Genomic DNA, 16888 nt, shown 5'->3' with positions numbered 1-16888 from the left:
GGTTATCCTTTCGGTTTAAAGATAAGTGCGATAATAAATGAGAATAAAATCGCAGCTGATATTCCAGCAGAGGTTAATTCAAAAATACCGATGCCGATTCCGATGAATCCGTGTACATCTGCCTGGTGCATTGCCCCATGAAGCAAGCTATGACCAAAGCTAACGATAGGCACGGTAGCACCCGCACCTGCAAATTCAATAAATTTATCATAAATACCGAACCCGTCTAAAATGGTTCCTGCCACAACAAAGATGGTCATGACATGTGCAGGCGTGAGTTTGAGTACGTCCAATAAAAGCTGGCCGATGACACAAATAAGTCCGCCTGCAACAAAAGCGATCAGATAATCCATTAGCTTTCTCCTCCTGCGCGCTCAAATACGACACCGTGCGCAATGGTTGGTATGGTCTCTTTTTGCTGGACCATCATCGGGCTGAGAAGTGCCCCGGTTGCGACAACCAGTACTCTTTGCAAATTCCCTGCTTTCATTTCTTGAAAGATGTGACTGAATGTCACAACAGCTGAACACGCACAGCCGCTGCCTCCAGCGAACACGTTTTGATCGGGTGTATAGATGATTAAACCACAATCATCGTGCTTTCGGCCGAGCTGAATGCCATCTTCTTTAAGCAGATCCTTTAAGATCGGTGAGCCAATGCCAGATAGATCCCCTGTTAAAATCAGATCGTAATCGTCAACCGTTCTCCCTAGGTCTTCTAAGTGCTGCTTGATGGTATCTGCTGCTGCCGGCGCCATTGCTGATCCCATGTCAAAGGGATCTATAATCCCAAGATCCATGACTCGTCCAACGGTTGCGCTTGTAATTTGAATTTTGGAGGGCTCTTGGCTGATAATAACAGCCCCGCTCCCAGTCACTGTACTTGTCGCTGTATCTGGTTTTTGTCCGCCGTATTCAGTCGGATTACGAAATTGGCGTTCTGCCGTCGCATTATGACTGCTTGTCGCAGCAATGGCTCTATTTGCAAAACCACCATCTATTAATGCTGAAGCAATGGCGACCGATTCCATTGATGTGGAGCATGCTCCAAATAAGCAAAGGAACGGGATTTTGAGTTCTCTTGCCACATAGTTTGCTGTGACGTTTTGATTCAGTAAATCTCCTGCCAGCAAAAGATCAATATCACTTTTTTGCAAATTTGCTTTTGATAAAGCGCTTGATATCGCATCATCCATGAGCTGCCTTTCAGCCATTTCCCAGTTCTTTTGATCACAATGCATTTCGTCGTATGTTTTATCAATGAGATGACCGATTGGACCTTCTTTTTCTTTCGGTCCTGCAGCTGTTCCTTCTGCATTGACATAAAGCTTGTGCTCAAATACCCAAGATTGTTTACCTGTTAGTTTCACGTTTCATTCCTCCTACGAAAACACCTTTTCCAAGATGTATCGAATGATCCCTACGACATATGCCGAGACGACACCAAAAACAATGACGTTCCCAGCGAGCTTAAACATGTTCGTGGCAACACCTAAAACAAGCCCTTCACTTTTATGCTCAAGGGCAGCACTTGTCATGCTGTTTGCAAAACCTGTCACCGGGACAGCGGATCCCGCTCCAGCAAACTGGCCAATTTTATCGTAAATACCGATACCAGTTAAAATAGAAGAAATTAAAATGAGGGTCGCCACTGTCGGATTCCCTGCCGTCTTTTCATTAAAATCAAAAAAGTGAATATAGAAGTTTTGTAATCCCTCGCCTATAGCACAGATCATGCCGCCAACAAGAAAAGCCTTGATGCAGTTGAGTACATAAGGAGGTTTGGGCTGATACGTTTTCACCTTAGATGGATAGTTCTCTTTTAAACTCGACACGTGTTGTTCCCTCCAAATTTTTAAATATAAATAAGCCAATGAAAAAGTGAACCAAATACCTTTCCTAAGACGATGGCCATGAGCAGCAAAACGATTTTTCCGTCCATTCCAATTCTTTTCGTTAAAATGGGAAGTACATTTAATACCTCAGTCAATGCGGCTGCAAGCATACCGACGAAGATGCCGGATAAAAGACCGATCGGAAGCGTCAGCCATTTGGATAAATGCAAATGCATTTGACTCAAGGTGGCCCAGCCGCCAACGACCGCCCCACTGATGACAGCCGCCTCGTACCCTTGTATGAAGCGCTGCGTTTTGGTTAATTGCATTAATCGAGGGATGATGCCAAGCACTGTTAGAAATGCCACAAATCCTGCTCCTACTGTTAAACCGCCGCCAAGTCCAACGAGCACGACAAAAAGCCATTTACCGATCATGGATATCTTTTAATGTTTCTTTATTTTCTTTAAGTGCGACATAATGATCGAGATCGAGCTGGTATTTAAACATTTCCACTTCGAGTGGACTTGGTTCTTCATTTAAACGCTTTTTAAATACATGATTGAAAAATAAAATCATGCCCAAACCGAGTCCAAAGCTATATGGAATTTGTAATAAATAAGGATGCTCAACCGTTTTTCCTGTGATCATTTCATATAGGCGAATATGAACAAGCCGCATACTGACATCCTCGTGGAAGTTCATGATGGCAAGAGCCGCTCCGACAAATAATAGAAGCCAGACAAACACAAATAATACGGGTGAGAGCTGGCGTTTGCCTGTATCAATTTCAACAATGGCCTCAGAGCCTCCGACGGTTTGAATGTCGATGTCTGGCCACGTTTTTTTGATCGTTTTGACCACATGCATGATATCTAGAACGACGATGTGACGATCCTTTTTGCTGACATGATACACCGGCATTTTGCTAAGCTTTTGCACAGCAAACTCATCACCAGTAATTTGGGCGATATCCTCTAAATAAATGAGCTGATCAATACCGGTCTTGATCCGATGGCGCAGCCGAATAAAGATTTGTCCGTCCATCCAAGTCACTTCCTATACGATGGGTTAAAAATAGTATGTGGTGAAAAATGGTTCTCATACTGAAAGAACTTGATTTACCGGTAATTACCACACAAAAAAAGCCAGCCGAATTGGCTAGCTGTCTTTTTGATCCATTTGCATTTGAATTTGTTTTAAAATTTTCTTTTCAAGCCGTGAGACTTGTACTTGTGAAATACCCAGCCTCTCTGCTACCTCAGATTGTGTTTGGTCTTTATAATACCTTAAGTACACAATCAGTTTCTCTCGCTCTTCTAATTCCTTGATCGCTTCTTTCAGTGCGATTTTATCAAACCATCTTTCTTCTGAATGATCGGCAATTTGATCCAGCAGTGTAATAGGGTCTCCGTCATTTTCATACACGGTTTCATGAATCGATGACGGTGAGCGGACCGCTTCTTGGGCGAGCACGACATCCTCTGGTGTGATGTCAAGATATTCAGCAATTTCCTGTACGGTCGGCATTCTTCCATGAGACTTAGACAATTCATCTCTTGACCGCCGAATTTTATTTCCAAGTTCCTTTAATGATCGGCTGACTTTAACCGTTCCATCATCGCGGATGAAGCGCTGAATTTCACCAATGATCATGGGAACGGCATAGGTCGAAAACTTTACATCATAGGACAAATCAAATTTATCAACGGATTTTAGCAATCCAATGCAGCCAATTTGAAACAGATCATCTGGTTCATATCCTCTATTTAAAAAGCGCTGAACAACGGACCAAACAAGACGCATGTTTTTTTCTACGAGGAGGTCTCTTGCTTGCTGATCTCCGTCTTGGCTTTTTTTGATGAGCTCTTTGACTTCATCATTTGACAGCTGTGCTTTTTTTGCTTGCTTTTTTACCTCCACATCCATATGAGCAGCTCCTTAATTACAAAGCGCTTTGCTTTTTGATAGATGCTTTGTTAAACGGATCGTCGTGCCCATTTCTGGTGATGAGTCCACCATGACATCATCCATAAAATTCTCCATGATGGTAAAACCCATTCCAGAGCGCTCTAAGTCTGGTTTTGTTGTGAAAAGCGGCTGTCTTGCTTCCTGAAGATCTGTAATTCCCATGCCTTCGTCACGGATGGTGAGGTAAACAACATGGTCATCTAGTGTGACATGAATATGCACCTTGCCATCTGGATTTCCATCATAGCCGTGGATAATGGAATTTGTCACGGCCTCTGATACAACGGTTTTGATTTCTGTTAATTCATCTAATGTCGGATCAAGCTGTGCGATGAACGCCGCAACTGTTACCCTTGCGAAGGATTCATTTTGACTCAATGCAGAGAAGGTCAGGTTCATTTCATTCCTCATGATGCCACCCCCAATGTTTGCAAAGCTGTTTGCTCTGAAGGCTCCATACGGATAATTTTAAATAAGCCAGACATATCAAATAAACGGTTCACCGCTGGCGAAATCGCGCAGACGACCATTTCTCCGCCAAGCTGCTTGATTTCTTTATATCTCCCTAAAATCACCCCGAGTCCTGAGCTGTCCATAAACGATAAATCAGCCAAATTCAGCACGATGTGGCGAATGTCCTCTGTTTCTAAATAATTCGTCACCTTTTGTCTCAATGTTTCTGCGGAGTGATGATCGAGCTCTCCTGTCAACCGAATGCAAAGTACGCTCTCTTTTACTTGAAAATCAATACCAAGGCTCATCTTTTTCTTCCTCCTTGCTCTAATTTCGGATAAAGAATGTTTCTCTTTTAAACAAAGTAAATCCTTCACCATGACAAAACTAGTGATCATTCGTCACATTTAGATGTTCTTTTCTTCCTGTTCATAGCAAAAAGACTGCCAATTGCAGCAGTCTTTTTGATTTTATTTCCATTTTACAAATTCGGCCATAGCCCGTTTGAAGAAAGTCCAAAGCCCTGCTTTTTCCATTCCTTCTTTTGCTTCTACAGGGCTTTCATGCAGTATTTTACCGTCTTTTTTCAAGACAATGGTGCCAAGCTCCGTTCCTTTTGAAAATGGGGCCGTGACATCATGAGACAATTTGATTTCTTTTTTTAAGTGATCCACATTTTCGCCTTTTTTCGTTAAAAGAGAGATCGGTTCAGAAGTGACAAGCTGAATTTTTTTCTTTTTCCCTTTGCTCACTTTGATCTCTGCCACATCTTGTCCTCGTTTGTAAAGCGGATGGGTTGTATATTGACTAAATGCATAGTCTAACATTTTGACCACTTGGGCGTTTCTGTCCTTCGGTGTACTTGCGCCAAATACGACAGCAATGACGCGCATGTTGCCTTTTTTAGCGGATGCGGTTAAACAGTATTTTGCCTCGCCTGTAAAACCTGTTTTCAATCCATCGACACCTGGATAAAATTTAATCAGACGATTCGTGTTCACAAGCCAGAATTTTTTATCCGTGTTTTGACGGAGATAATCTTCGTACACACCTGTAAATTTGGTGATTTGTTCATATTTCAACAGCTCTTTCGCCATTTTTGCCATATCATGAGCTGTGCTGTAATGATCTTTTTCAGGAAGTCCCGTTGGGTTTTGAAAGACTGTTGAGGTGAGACCGAGTTCTTTTGCCTTTTTGTTCATCTGCTCAACGAACTGTTCTTCAGATCCAGCAATATGCTCTGCCATGGCAACAGACGCATCATTTCCTGAAGCAATTGCAATGCCTTTCAGCATTTCTTTCACAGTCATTTCTTCTCCAGGTTCAAGGAAAATTTGTGAGCCTCCCATTGATGCCGCATAGTCGCTCGTTCTGACCTTGTCTGTCATTTTCAGCTTTCCTTGGTCCATTGCTTCCATGATGAGAAGCATGGTCATGATTTTGGTCATACTTGCAGGCGCAAGCTTTTCATCGCTATTTTTGTTGTAAAGCACCTTCCCCGTATCACGTTCAATTAAGATGGCTGATTTGGCTTCATGCGCCAATTCTGATGTTTGTTTTTCTCCTGGTTTTTCTATCTTTTCTTTTGCTATCGCTGATGGCGAAACCATTGAGATAAGGATCATTAAAATAAACAATGCACATATATGACGTTTCAAGTGGCAGACCTCCATTATCGTAATCCTTTCTATTTTTTCCTCATACAGGCTGTTTTATTCAGAGATCGTTTGTTTGAACATAAAAAAGTCTTCTGTTTAATGAACAGAAGACTTTTGGAAACATATTATGAGAGTTGTTCCACAACATCTTTTACTAAATCAAGGAAACTTGCTTTCACTTTTTCCGTCACTTCAATGACTTCATCATGAGAAAGCGGCTGATCTAAAATACCTGATGCGGCATTGGAAATACATGAAATACCAAGCACTTTCATTCCTGCATGTCGCGCAACAATAACTTCTGGCACAGTCGACATCCCCACTGCATCTGCTCCAAGTGTTCTAAGGAAACGAACTTCAGCTGGTGTTTCATATGAAGGACCCGTCATCCCGGCATATACTCCCTGCTGTACAGAGATGCCTAAGTGTTGAGCCGTTTTTTCTGCAAGTGCCAGCAAATCTTTATCGTATGGTGCTGACATGTCAGGGAAACGAACGCCTTGACTGTCATTTGGTCCTATTAATGGATTGGTCCCCATCATATTGATATGATCCGTAATCAGCATCAGATCACCTGGATGAAAGGACGTATTCACGCCGCCGGCTGCATTTGTCACAATACATGTCTCAATGCCAATTTCTTTCATCACACGGACAGGAAACGTCACTTGCTTCATATCATATCCTTCATAGAAATGAAAACGTCCTTGCATGGCACATACGACGGTGCCTTTCAGCGTCCCGATGACGAGCTGTCCTGCATGTCCCTCTACTGTTGAAACAGGGAATCCAGGGATATCTTCATATCTCAATTTGATTGGATTTTCAATCTCATCTGCTAAAATGCCGAGCCCTGAACCTAAGATCAATCCAACTGTTGGTACGTATGTCGATGCTTGTTTAATGTATGCCGCCGCTTCTGAAAACTGTGCTCCCACGAGATTTCCCCCTATTTGAGTTTAGATAAAAAGCTTGTACCGTATTTTGGCATCGCTGTCTTGAAATTATCTGCTACCGTTGCCCCAAGATCCGCAAAGGTTTTTGCTGTTGGCAGTTCATTTGCTTCCTGATGCTTTTTACTGTAAGCAATAAGCGGAACGTATTCTCTTGTATGGTCTGTTCCGTGATGAACTGGGTCATTTCCATGATCTGCTGTGATCACAAGGAGATCATCCTCTTTTAACAGGTCAAACACTTCAGAAAGACGTGCGTCATATTCCTCTAGCGCTTTTCCGTAGCCCTCTGGATCTCTTCTGTGCCCATAAAGAGCATCAAAATCAACTAAGTTTAAAAAGCTGAGTCCTGTAAAGTCTGTTTTAAGTGTCTCGACCAGCTTGTCCATTCCATCCATATTTGATTTCGTTCTGAGAGAAGATGTGATTCCTTCACCGTCATAAATATCAGAGATTTTTCCAATGGCAATGACATCAAGTCCATCATCTTTCAGCTCATTCATGACGGTACGGTCAAATGGTTTTAAAGCATAGTCATGTCGGTTTGGCGTTCTGACAAATGCACCAGGCTCCCCGACAAACGGACGAGCGATAATGCGTCCTACCATATATTTTTCATCTAACGTTAGTTCTCGTGCAATTTCACAAATGCGGTAAAGCTCTTCTAATGGTACAACCTCTTCGTGCGCAGCAATTTGCAAAACAGAATCCGCAGATGTATAAACGATTAAATCGCCTGTTTTCATGTGCTCTTCGCCAAGCTCATCCAGAATTTCTGTCCCAGACGCTGGTTTATTCCCAATGATGCCACGTCCTGTTTTTTCTTTTAGTTCATTTAATAGTTCATCTGGGAATCCGTCTGGAAAGACTTTAAACGGTGTGTCTATGTAAAGACCCATGATTTCCCAGTGTCCTGTCATTGTGTCTTTACCATTTGATGCTTCTTGCATTTTTCCATAATACGCAAGCGGTTTTTCGTCCGCTGGAATTCCTTTGATTTCTTTAATATGACTCAGCCCAAGCTTCGCCATATTCGGCATATGAAGCCCGTTCATTTTTTCAGCAATATGTCCAAGTGTATCTGCACCTACATCATTAAAATCAGCAGCATCTGGTGCTTCACCAATCCCTACTGAATCCATCACAATGAGGAAAATGCGTTTATACTGATAATCAGGCATTAAAAAGCGCCTCCTTCAATATTCTTGTCCTTTGACCTTTCAAATATGAAGAGGTCAGACATCTCAAGTATAAACCGTTTACAAGTCAATTGACAACCATAAACGGTACAAACATCAAAAAGCATGGTACACGTTCACCGTGCCATGCTTTACTTATGCCCTTGGATGGAATTTGTGATACACATCTTTCAGTCTTGTTTTCGTCACATGTGTATAAATTTGTGTTGTTGATATATCCGCATGCCCAAGCATCTCCTGTACGGCTCTTAGATCAGCACCGTTTTCAAGCAGATGTGTAGCAAATGAATGTCTGAGTGTATGAGGCGTCAATTCCTTTTGAATGCCTGCTTCAATAGCTCGTTTTTTTAAGTTCTTCCAGAAGCCTTGCCGCGACATTTTTTTCCCGTGATGATTGAGGAATAAGGCATCGGCTGGCTGTTTTTTTAGCAGCTTGCTTCTTCCTTTTTCTATATATTCTTCAATCGCACTTGCAGCGGCTTCGCCAATTGGCACAATTCGCTCTTTTCTTCCTTTTCCAAAGCAGCGGATAAAGCCCATTGTAAGATGAACATCTGCAAGGGTCAGATCCAGCATTTCACTGACGCGAATGCCTGTTGCGTATAAAAGCTCCAGCATGGCTTTGTCCCGATAGTCAAATGGTGTGTGTTGCTTTGGTGTATCGAGCAGCTTTTCGACTTCACCGAGCGATAGAACTTTTGGTAATTTCCGCTCTGTTTTTTGCGTTTCAATGTTCCATGACGGATCATCTGTTGTCACTTTTTCCCGTAGCAGAAATTGGTGAAAGGAGCGGATCGATGATAGATGCCGTACGGATGTTTTGCTCGATTTCCCTTCCTCTTTTAGCTGTTTTAAATAATGAATGATATGAAGACGCGTGACATCTTTGATATCGGCTAGCTGCTCGTGTGTCATTAAAAAAGACAAGTAGTTCTTTAAATCTCTTTTATAAGAGACAATGGTATTTTCAGAGAGTCCTCTCTCTACTGTCATAAAATGAATAAAGTCGGATAATTGATCGTTCAATGGTTTCTACTCCCCGTTTTGATAAAAATAAATCAATCGGTCTTGCCAGTTGTCTTGATTCGGCTGATCCATTTCCATCACTTTAATCGCTGCACCCTCTGGTTTATCATAACGATGGTAGCTTTCATATTCTGAATTTATCCATATCATAGCATAATAGAACAGGACGGTAAAACCAGTGAACAAGATAAATACTTTCATCACTTCACCTGTTGTTTTGAGCCATTTTCGCATGATCTTCATGTCCTTTCTCATCTTCTCATTACTTCAGCATATGCCAGATGGGACAAGGAATATACAGCGAAAATACAAAAAACCTCTTCATATGAAATGAAAAGGTTCCAATTCGGATTATTGGCCGGATTCATCATCATGACACCGGTGGCAAATACCATGGAATGTCAATCTATGATCCTTAATTTTAAATTTCCAGTCGCGTTCAATAATCTCTTCAACATCTTCTAATAAATCATCTTCTATCTCATCGACTGTTCCGCATTCCATGCAGACAAGATGGTGATGGAAGTGGGCGGCTCCTTCTTTGCGAAGATCATATCGCGAAACGCCGTCTCCAAAGTTAATTTTATCAACAACTTTCAGTTCAGTTAGCAATTCTAACGTCCGATAAACAGTAGCAAGACCAATTTCAGGAGACTTCTCTTTTACGAGGAGGTATACATCTTCTGCACTTAAATGGTCTTCTTCATTCTCAAGCAGTACTCTGACTGTTGCTTCACGCTGTGGCGTGAGCTTATAGCTGGAAGAATGAAGCTGTTTCTTAATTCGATCAATACGATTTTCCATTGACTTTCCCTCCTACGCCACATTACTTGATCATTATATCAAATGATGTGCAGAGAGCCAACTATAATCATTTTAAATTGATAAATAAATTGATTATTATTTAATAATGATTATAAAATTTTTAAAAAAGAACACCCGCCAGCTTTTTCATCAGCATGAATGATAAGTACGATTCAAAAAAGGATGAGAGTGCAGCAAGCGCTAATATCATCAGCAGGACAGATGCATACCGTCCAAACCACTGGACTGGTGCTTGGCTGATCGTTTTTTTCATAAAAAGCTGTCCAATGAGGCGGATGGAAAAGGCAATCGCACATGTTCCGATGACTAAATATGCTGGAATGAGCAAAATATTTTGCGGAAGAACTGATACGAAAGAAAGAAAGAATCCACTGAGCCCCATTTGATTCACTAGAAAACCAACAGTAAAGCCAACGACAATCCCTTTTAAAAAGATCATGAGAAAGATGAGCGGCAGACCAATGATGGAAATTCCTAGTATCCACATAAGGCCTAAATATTTCATATGATGCAGGAAGCTTTGCAAAAACATTTCTTTTGACTCTGCTGCTTTCTCATTCGTCAACTGACCAAAAAATTGATTTAAATAATAGAATAAATCCTCTTTCTGACTGATTGTCATGCTGTTGACGATAATAGCCCCAAAGATGACCCCCATTAAAAAGAGTACCGAGACAAACAAATAAATCGATAGATGATCTTTTACGTGCTGAAGAAGATGTTCCTTCCATGACTTTTTCCGCATGCGTCTTCCTCCCAAATTGTAAAGGTTACTAGATTCTATGAGAGAGAATACGAAACATGACAGTTTTATCGAAAGAAAAAAGAGAAAGCAGTGTACAGGCTGCTTCCTCTTTTTCATTTATCGTGCCGCTTTTTGAACGTTCACAAGCCCGGCACCATAATAAAAAGGATCTCCAAGCTTTGTTGCTGTTTTTGAAAGTCTTTCGCGCACTTCTTCGTTTGTCAGATTCGGATGTTTTGATAGAATCACAGCCGCAGCACCCGCTACATGAGGTGATGCCATTGACGTCCCGCTTTTGTAGCCATATTCGTTATGAGGAATGGTGCTTAATGTTGAAACGCCTGGTGCTGATACTTCCACCTCTTCGCCAACAGAGGAATCAAAGGCTCTTTGCTTTCTTTGGTCAACAGATGCGACAGCCATCACTGAGCTGTATTTGGCCGGGTAGTCAATCGTATTGAGTGAGCCATAACTCCCAGCATTCCCAGCAGAAGCCACAATGAGAATTCCTTTGTCATATGCTCGATCTACCGCTTCTTTCAGCGCCTCAGATTCACTTGCTCCTCCCATACTAATATTGATGACATCCATGTCATTCTCGATCGCCCATTCAATGCCTTTAATGATCCAGCTATAGTAGCCGTCACCATTTTGATCTGCCACCTTGACAGCATAGATAGAAGCTTTTGGCGCGACACCAATGACGCCCACCTTATTATCTAATGCTGCGATCGTGCCTGCCACATGAGTTCCGTGTTCATGCGGGTCGACGAGCGGCTCGGACTCTGTTGGAACAAAGCTGACTCCTCCGGTTACGTGTAAATCTTCATGTTTGCCATCAATGCCGCTATCAAGAACAGCTACTTTGACATTCTGTCCGGCATATCCTCGTTTATGTACCTTTTGTGCTTTGATGCTTTTGATGCCATATGGGACGGTTTGACCACTTGTTTTTGCTTTTTGGTCCTCCTCAATAAAGGTGACTTCTTTTGCTTGATTCAGTTTCTCTTTCGATGCTTCATTCAACGAAACTTTCATCATATCTATTTGGTCTATGGATTCTTTCACATGTCCACCAGCTTCTTCTACAAGCTGTTTTTGTGTTTTGTCTTGAACGGAAGAAGAAAAGCCGATCATATACTCTTTTTTTGCTTGCTCCTTTGCAGATATATCTGACGCACCGAACGTGATCGATGCCAGCAGCATACTTGTCATACAAAGCCCTGCTCCAAATGACTTGACGTTCACGATACTCACTCTCCCTTTCATTGCTTTTTGTCATTTAACTACATTTTTAGACAAAAAGAAACGACCGTTTGTCCTATTTTTTAAAATTTTTCCATTTTTTTGATCTACTTGTCACAAAAAAGCAAAATAAAAATGCTTATGATCCACTTGATAGCGATCAAAAGCATTCCTTCCTTTATGTTTCTTCATCATATGCTGCATGGCTTCTTGTTTTGTTTTTGTCTTTCTTTCATGTGTGCTAAAATGCGGCACGCATCCTCTTGACCGTTCTGGATTTCGGCTGTGCTGCCTTTGAATATGTTCTCGTCTTTTCTTTGCTTTGCTTTTTCCCATTTGGCAAAACCCCTTTCGTTGTCGCTATGATACACGATGTCACATGAAAAAGATAGACGTATACACGCCTATCTTTCTGTTTTCACCATATCAAGATGCGGGATCCCATCTTCATCATAACAATCTGAGACGGCTTTGAAACCAAACGAGTCGTAAAACGATTTCAGGTAGGCTTGCGCCTGAATTTTGACACTTGTTTCACCTAATTCACTAAGCTTTTCCAATGCCTTACTAAGCAGTATTTTCCCATAGCCTTTTTTCCGTCCTGCCTGCGTCACAAGGACACGGCCGATGGATGCCTCATGGTACATGATCCCGCTTTGGAAAATTCGGCAATAAGCTACAATGGTGCCATTCTCTTTTGCAATGATATGAAGAGCCTGTTGGTCTCGATGATCGATTTCAGGATAAGGGCATGTTTGTTCTACGACAAACACGTTGACTCTTTCCATTAAAATAAGGTAAAGGTCCTCTTTGGACAGTTGTTCAAATGTTTGACATGTCCATTTAAGTTGACTCATGATTGATATCCACCTTGCCATAGACTCCGCCTCCACCAGCGATCAGTCCGACTTCACCTTTTCTTGCTTTGATGATGTAATTGGCTGTTTTTTCTGGCAGGACTGCTTTTAGTTCATGTTCTGTTGCCTGATGAAGAATATTCATTTCTGTATGAAAAATAGCTTTTAGCTTGTCTAACGTTTTGGCTCCAACTCCCGGAATAAATTGAAGAGGGAGCTGATGAACATAAGGAGGTCTCGTCCCTTTGTCACTTTCTTGGTCAGCAAGCTCCTTTAAACGCTCACTCACCCCTTTTGTCATCCGGTTATGTCCACATGCGTGGCACTTTTCTTGGTCTGGGTTATTAGGTCTTACCCCGCATTTCTCGCAGGTTGTGTGATAATACTTTCCAAGCCGCGGCGCGAGTCCATAATTTCCTGTGATGTTTCTACCATCTTTTCCTTGAAGGGCTAGTTTGAATTCGGCAAATGAGGCATGATCCATTTGGATTTTTGTATATTCTCGCGCAATTTTCCCTAAAGAATGAGCATCTGAATTTGTTAAAAAAGGATACCGGTTCAGCTCACTTAGCTGGGAGGCCATTGACGTATCGCAGCTAAGGCCAAGCTCAACAGCATCAATAAGTTCTGGATCGAATACTTCTGTTAAAGAAGTGTTTACCCCTTTACCGTATAAACTTTTGTGCGGCGTGAAAATATGGGCAGGAATAAATAACCCTCCAAGTTCCTTAACCTTGTGCTGAAGTGTTTTCCCATCAACATATAGGCGCTGTGAACTCAAGTGCACATTTTTCATATGAAGTGAGAGCCATGCGGAGAACTCAGACATTTTGTATAATGTGGGCATAAACGCAAGCACGTGAATTGGACCCTTTGAATGGTCGTCATTGATTTCTAATTCACTGCCTAAAAGTAAAACTGTCTGTCCAAATGATAGACCTCCATCATTCAGTTCAGTGTACTTTCCTTCCTCTACACCCTCTATTAACTCTTCTAGGACTTCTGGAGATTGTGCATCAATGACACCAATCATCCCCATCCCTTTACTTTTTGACGCTTCTATTAAAATTTGGTCAATTGTGAGCGACCTTGCACCTGTAATTTTGACAGCCCTGCCTGTTCTCGTTCTGCCTATATGAATATGGATGTCGGCAAAAAACTCCCTCATTTTGTAGACTCAAGTACCTCTTGCAGTTGTAAATACTGGATGGCATAGGCTGTTTTTGCATCATAAATATGCTGTTTTTCAATGAGGTGCAGTGCTTCTTCTAATGAAACTTCCATCACTTCTACAAATTCATCTTCATCCAGCTCTCTTTTTTCTTCAAGCGGAACCAACTGGTCTGCAAGATAGATGTGTACAAGTTCATCTGCAAACCCAGGCGATGTATAAAAAGCAGTCAGCTTTTTAAGCTGCTGAGTTGTGTACCCTGTTTCTTCTTCTAATTCTCTCAGTGCTGTATGTGCCGGCTCTTCCCCTTGTTCTAATTTTCCAGCCGGAATTTCAACGATCGCCCTCTCTAGTGCTTTACGGTATTGTTTGACCAAAATGATTTTATTTTCGTCCGTACGCGCTATGACTGCTACTGCACCTGGGTGCTTGATGATTTCTCGTTTGCCCTGTTTTCCGTTTGGCAATTCTACATCTTCAAGAACCAAATCAATGATTTTTCCGTTGTATAATTTTTTAGATGATAATGTTTTTTCTTCAAAGTCCTTCAATTTTGTCAGCTCCTCGTTCTACTTTCACTTTTTACTTCATTCATTTTAACATAGATGATTTAGGAGAAGCGAAGAGCGAACGCTCGCTTCAATGCGCCATTTGCAATCACCTAGCTTGAATTCCAAATTTTTTTCACTTAATGTGAAAGGATAGGAGTGTGATGAAATTGAAAAAAAGACGAATTGGTACCTCTGATCTCTTGGTGAGCGAGGCTGCACTAGGATGTATGTCCCTTGGGACTGAAAAAGAAAAAGCGCTCTCTTTATTAGATGAAGCCATTGATCTTGGGATTAACTATTTGGATACAGCTGATTTATATGATTTTGGGACAAATGAGGAAATTGTCGGGGAAGCCATTAAGAACAGAAGGCAAGATTTGATTTTGGCCACAAAAGGCGGGAACCGCTTTGAAAAAGGCAAACCGGGCTGGGACTGGGACCCTTCAAAGGCGTACATAAAAGAGGCAGTAAAACAGAGCCTCAAGCGGCTTCAGACAGATTATATTGATTTATATCAATTGCATGGCGGCACGATCGATGACCCAATTGATGAGACCATTGAAGCTTTTGAAGAATTAGTGGAAGAAGGCGTCATTCGATATTACGGCATATCTTCTATTCGTCCTAATGTCATTAAAGAATATGCCAAAAAATCGAACATTATCAGTGTGATGATGCAATATAGTTTACTCGACCGCCGTCCAGAAGAATGGTTTTCTCTTCTTGAGGAACAGGGCATTAGTGTCGTTGCAAGAGGGCCTTTAGCAAAAGGGCTTTTAACAGAAAAACCACTCTCTCATGCAAGTGCAGCCATTCAACATAACGGCTATCTTCAATACTCATTTGAGGAGCTTCAGCAGATCATTCCTTCTTTAAAGAAAGTCGCTTATGACTTATCGCTCACCGAGCTGTCCATTCAGTATTTGCTTAAGCATTCTGCTGTCAGCTCCGTTGTTTTTGGCGCAAGCTCGGTGGAACAGTTAAAAGAAAATATCGCAGCGGCAAATGCACGTTCTTTAAGTGATCAAGAAGTAAAAGCATTGACATATTTCACAAAACAGTCTGTGTATGAGACGCATCGTTTGAATAGAACGTAAAAAAGAGATCACGTCATGTGATCTCTTTTTAGCTTTTATACTTTCTCCAGTCTAAATGACTTTCATCTAGTAGCTCTGAGAAGCTTTTGTTTTTTTCTTTTTCTTTCTGCTGCCGAAGGAGGTCCTGTCGTTTTTGTTCTTCTCTTTTTTCTGTCTCGACGGCAAGGTTCTTCTTCATTTGAAGGAGCTGCTGTTTCATATCATCATTTATGCCGTCCTTTAGCTTGGCTTGATCTTGATTGGTCTTTTTCACTTTGCCTCTCTCCTTTTGCCTTAGTGTATCATCCGTTTTATTTGCGGAGCAAGAGTCACGCCAATCTCCCAACATGTGGTATGATCATCGTAGGAAAAACTTCGGAAAGGAAGAAACGGCTTAATGAAGAAATGGATCGCTATACTTGCCTTTATATTATTCCCACTCGTTGCAGTCGGCATTTTTTTCACCAATAAAATGATGTATATTCGAAAATTAACAGATGAAGAGCTAATCAAACGAGAATCAGATGAAGGTCATTATCATCACGAAGAATTTAAACAGCTCAAAAAAGAGAAAGTTTGTATCCCCTCATCCTTTGGTTATGATCTTCATGGCTATTTTATACCGTTTCCACATACAACTCGCACCATCGTGCTTTGCCACGGCGTCACAGTCAGTCTGATTAATTCAGTTAAGTATATGAAATTATTCCAAAAGCTCGGGTGGAATGTGATGCTTTATGATCATAGAAGACACGGAATGAGTGGCGGGAAAACCACTAGTTATGGATACTATGAAAAAGAAGATTTAGCGCAGGTGGTGAAGTGGCTTAGAAAAAGGTTCGGAGAAAGTGCCATCATTGGTGTGCACGGAGAGTCGATGGGTGCAGTCACTACCTTGTTATATGCTGCAAAACCTGAAGCAACCGCCAATTTTTACATTGCCGATTGTCCCTTTGCTTCTTTTGAGGATCAGCTGGTGTATCGGTTAAAAACGGATTTTCGCCTTTCAGGTCATTGGATTCTTCCACTGAGTGATCGAGTGTTAAAATGGCGGGATGGATACAGTATTCGGCAAGTGTCACCGCTGGATGTGATCGATCAGGTGAAAGAGCCTGTTCTCTTTATCCATAGCCTTCATGACGACTATATTCCTTGTGAGCAAAGTCAGCAGTTATATGCACGAAAAAAAAGTGATAAACAGTTATTTATAGCGCCACATGGGACGCATGCGATGTCTTTTAGCGAGAATAAGGAAGCATATGAACAAGAGGTCCAAGCATTTCTTCAAAGATTTGAACTCAATTAAGATGAAAGAGGAGAATGA

Annotated in this window: 23 protein-coding genes; 2 read left to right on the top strand and 21 right to left on the bottom strand. The window is 41.5% G+C overall.

Going from position 1 to position 16888, the window contains the following annotated elements; translation table 11 throughout:
• Positions 1–2 precede the first annotated feature (2 nt).
• From spoVAE to BA70_RS06820, 20 genes are all read right to left on the bottom strand, one after another.
• Entirely contained in the window at positions 3–353 is a 351-nt protein-coding gene (gene spoVAE / locus BA70_RS06915; protein WP_034319923.1) for a stage V sporulation protein AE, read from the bottom strand.
• Entirely contained in the window at positions 353–1369 is a 1017-nt protein-coding gene (gene spoVAD, locus BA70_RS06910) for a stage V sporulation protein AD (protein ID WP_034319920.1), read from the bottom strand. Before spoVAD ends, spoVAE begins: the two co-directional genes overlap by 1 nt.
• Positions 1370–1381: 12 nt before the next feature.
• Positions 1382–1834, bottom strand: coding sequence for a stage V sporulation protein AC (gene spoVAC, locus BA70_RS06905; RefSeq protein ID WP_034319917.1), 453 nt, complete (start codon positions 1832–1834; stop codon positions 1382–1384).
• Positions 1835–1854: 20 nt separating this feature from the next.
• Positions 1855–2271, bottom strand: a complete 417-nt coding sequence (locus BA70_RS06900) for a stage V sporulation protein AB (protein ID WP_034319914.1) — start codon at positions 2269–2271, stop codon at positions 1855–1857.
• Positions 2261–2881 (bottom strand): stage V sporulation protein AA, encoded by a 621-nt coding sequence (locus BA70_RS06895; RefSeq protein WP_034319911.1) that lies wholly within the window; start codon positions 2879–2881, stop codon positions 2261–2263. Before BA70_RS06895 ends, BA70_RS06900 begins: the two co-directional genes overlap by 11 nt.
• Before the next feature lie 114 nt (positions 2882–2995).
• Positions 2996–3763, bottom strand: a complete 768-nt coding sequence (sigF, locus tag BA70_RS06890) for an RNA polymerase sporulation sigma factor SigF (RefSeq protein ID WP_034319909.1) — start codon at positions 3761–3763, stop codon at positions 2996–2998.
• 12 nt (positions 3764–3775) lie between these two features.
• Positions 3776–4216, bottom strand: coding sequence for an anti-sigma F factor (gene spoIIAB, locus BA70_RS06885; RefSeq protein WP_034319906.1), 441 nt, complete (start codon positions 4214–4216; stop codon positions 3776–3778).
• A complete protein-coding gene (spoIIAA, locus tag BA70_RS06880; protein ID WP_024422866.1) occupies positions 4213–4566 on the bottom strand; it encodes an anti-sigma F factor antagonist in 354 nt (117 codons plus the stop codon). Before spoIIAA ends, spoIIAB begins: the two co-directional genes overlap by 4 nt.
• A gap of 162 nt (positions 4567–4728) precedes the next feature.
• Positions 4729–5883 carry a D-alanyl-D-alanine carboxypeptidase family protein gene (locus BA70_RS06875; RefSeq protein WP_420834679.1) on the bottom strand — a complete coding sequence of 385 codons (1155 nt, stop codon included), beginning with the start codon at positions 5881–5883 and terminating at the stop codon, positions 4729–4731.
• A 158-nt stretch (positions 5884–6041) separates the two neighbouring features.
• Positions 6042–6854: a purine-nucleoside phosphorylase gene (locus BA70_RS06870; protein ID WP_034319900.1), complete on the bottom strand. Its 813-nt coding sequence runs from the start codon at positions 6852–6854 to the stop codon at positions 6042–6044.
• 11 nt (positions 6855–6865) lie between these two features.
• Positions 6866–8050 carry a phosphopentomutase gene (deoB, locus tag BA70_RS06865; RefSeq protein ID WP_034319898.1) on the bottom strand — a complete coding sequence of 395 codons (1185 nt, stop codon included), beginning with the start codon at positions 8048–8050 and terminating at the stop codon, positions 6866–6868.
• 153 nt (positions 8051–8203) lie between these two features.
• Positions 8204–9094 (bottom strand): site-specific tyrosine recombinase XerD, encoded by an 891-nt coding sequence (xerD, locus tag BA70_RS06860; protein WP_034319895.1) that lies wholly within the window; start codon positions 9092–9094, stop codon positions 8204–8206.
• A gap of 6 nt (positions 9095–9100) precedes the next feature.
• Positions 9101–9328 carry a YqzK family protein gene (locus tag BA70_RS06855; protein WP_003215798.1) on the bottom strand — a complete coding sequence of 76 codons (228 nt, stop codon included), beginning with the start codon at positions 9326–9328 and terminating at the stop codon, positions 9101–9103.
• Positions 9329–9445: 117 nt separating this feature from the next.
• Entirely contained in the window at positions 9446–9898 is a 453-nt protein-coding gene (gene fur, locus BA70_RS06850) for a ferric iron uptake transcriptional regulator (protein WP_034319892.1), read from the bottom strand.
• A 121-nt stretch (positions 9899–10019) separates the two neighbouring features.
• Positions 10020–10664, bottom strand: a complete 645-nt coding sequence (gene spoIIM, locus BA70_RS06845; protein ID WP_034319889.1) for a stage II sporulation protein M — start codon at positions 10662–10664, stop codon at positions 10020–10022.
• Positions 10665–10781: 117 nt separating this feature from the next.
• Positions 10782–11912, bottom strand: a complete 1131-nt coding sequence (locus BA70_RS06840) for a S8 family peptidase (RefSeq protein WP_078061664.1) — start codon at positions 11910–11912, stop codon at positions 10782–10784.
• 111 nt (positions 11913–12023) lie between these two features.
• Positions 12024–12245, bottom strand: coding sequence for a hypothetical protein (locus BA70_RS06835; protein WP_034319886.1), 222 nt, complete (start codon positions 12243–12245; stop codon positions 12024–12026).
• A 68-nt stretch (positions 12246–12313) separates the two neighbouring features.
• Positions 12314–12766: a GNAT family N-acetyltransferase gene (locus BA70_RS06830; protein WP_034319883.1), complete on the bottom strand. Its 453-nt coding sequence runs from the start codon at positions 12764–12766 to the stop codon at positions 12314–12316.
• Complete coding sequence (locus BA70_RS06825; protein WP_034319879.1) at positions 12753–13934, bottom strand: TIGR00375 family protein; 1182 nt, start codon at positions 13932–13934, stop codon at positions 12753–12755. The genes BA70_RS06830 and BA70_RS06825 overlap by 14 nt, the downstream gene beginning before the upstream one ends.
• Entirely contained in the window at positions 13931–14488 is a 558-nt protein-coding gene (locus BA70_RS06820; protein WP_078061663.1) for an NUDIX hydrolase, read from the bottom strand. Before BA70_RS06820 ends, BA70_RS06825 begins: the two co-directional genes overlap by 4 nt.
• A gap of 167 nt (positions 14489–14655) precedes the next feature.
• Here BA70_RS06820 and BA70_RS06815 point away from each other — a divergent pair, with 167 nt between their 5' ends.
• Positions 14656–15585: an aldo/keto reductase gene (locus tag BA70_RS06815; RefSeq protein ID WP_034319873.1), complete on the top strand. Its 930-nt coding sequence runs from the start codon at positions 14656–14658 to the stop codon at positions 15583–15585.
• A gap of 28 nt (positions 15586–15613) precedes the next feature.
• On the opposite strand, the gene BA70_RS06810 is transcribed toward BA70_RS06815, so the two are convergent.
• Complete coding sequence (locus BA70_RS06810; protein ID WP_034319870.1) at positions 15614–15838, bottom strand: YqkE family protein; 225 nt, start codon at positions 15836–15838, stop codon at positions 15614–15616.
• 123 nt (positions 15839–15961) lie between these two features.
• Here BA70_RS06810 and BA70_RS06805 point away from each other — a divergent pair, with 123 nt between their 5' ends.
• Positions 15962–16870 (top strand): alpha/beta hydrolase, encoded by a 909-nt coding sequence (locus BA70_RS06805; RefSeq protein WP_034319867.1) that lies wholly within the window; start codon positions 15962–15964, stop codon positions 16868–16870.
• Positions 16871–16888 lie beyond the last annotated feature (18 nt).

The sequence above is a fragment of the Bacillus zhangzhouensis genome (assembly GCF_000715205.1).
In the GTDB taxonomy this organism is placed as follows: domain Bacteria; phylum Bacillota; class Bacilli; order Bacillales; family Bacillaceae; genus Bacillus; species Bacillus zhangzhouensis.
This window is presented reverse-complemented; position numbering and strand designations above follow the sequence as displayed.

Excerpts from the sequence above, each read along its gene's own strand:
- fur (WP_034319892.1), bottom strand. The coding sequence starts at position 9,898 with ATGGAAAATCGTATTGATCGAATTAAGAAACAGCTTCATTCTTCCAGC.
- BA70_RS06895 (WP_034319911.1), bottom strand. The coding sequence starts at position 2,881 with ATGGACGGACAAATCTTTATTCGGCTGCGCCATCGGATCAAGACCGGT.
- spoIIAB (WP_034319906.1), bottom strand. The coding sequence starts at position 4,216 with ATGAGGAATGAAATGAACCTGACCTTCTCTGCATTGAGTCAAAATGAA.
- BA70_RS06875 (WP_420834679.1), bottom strand. The coding sequence starts at position 5,883 with ATGATCCTTATCTCAATGGTTTCGCCATCAGCGATAGCAAAAGAAAAG.
- spoIIAA (WP_024422866.1), bottom strand. The coding sequence starts at position 4,566 with ATGAGCCTTGGTATTGATTTTCAAGTAAAAGAGAGCGTACTTTGCATT.
- BA70_RS06835 (WP_034319886.1), bottom strand. The coding sequence starts at position 12,245 with ATGGGAAAAAGCAAAGCAAAGAAAAGACGAGAACATATTCAAAGGCAG.
- BA70_RS06900 (WP_034319914.1), bottom strand. The coding sequence starts at position 2,271 with ATGATCGGTAAATGGCTTTTTGTCGTGCTCGTTGGACTTGGCGGCGGT.
- deoB (WP_034319898.1), bottom strand. The coding sequence starts at position 8,050 with ATGCCTGATTATCAGTATAAACGCATTTTCCTCATTGTGATGGATTCA.
- BA70_RS06805 (WP_034319867.1), top strand. The coding sequence starts at position 15,962 with ATGAAGAAATGGATCGCTATACTTGCCTTTATATTATTCCCACTCGTT.
- BA70_RS06855 (WP_003215798.1), bottom strand. The coding sequence starts at position 9,328 with ATGCGAAAATGGCTCAAAACAACAGGTGAAGTGATGAAAGTATTTATC.
- sigF (WP_034319909.1), bottom strand. The coding sequence starts at position 3,763 with ATGGATGTGGAGGTAAAAAAGCAAGCAAAAAAAGCACAGCTGTCAAAT.
- BA70_RS06825 (WP_034319879.1), bottom strand. The coding sequence starts at position 13,934 with ATGAGGGAGTTTTTTGCCGACATCCATATTCATATAGGCAGAACGAGA.
- spoIIM (WP_034319889.1), bottom strand. The coding sequence starts at position 10,664 with ATGCGGAAAAAGTCATGGAAGGAACATCTTCTTCAGCACGTAAAAGAT.
- BA70_RS06830 (WP_034319883.1), bottom strand. The coding sequence starts at position 12,766 with ATGAGTCAACTTAAATGGACATGTCAAACATTTGAACAACTGTCCAAA.
- spoVAE (WP_034319923.1), bottom strand. The coding sequence starts at position 353 with ATGGATTATCTGATCGCTTTTGTTGCAGGCGGACTTATTTGTGTCATC.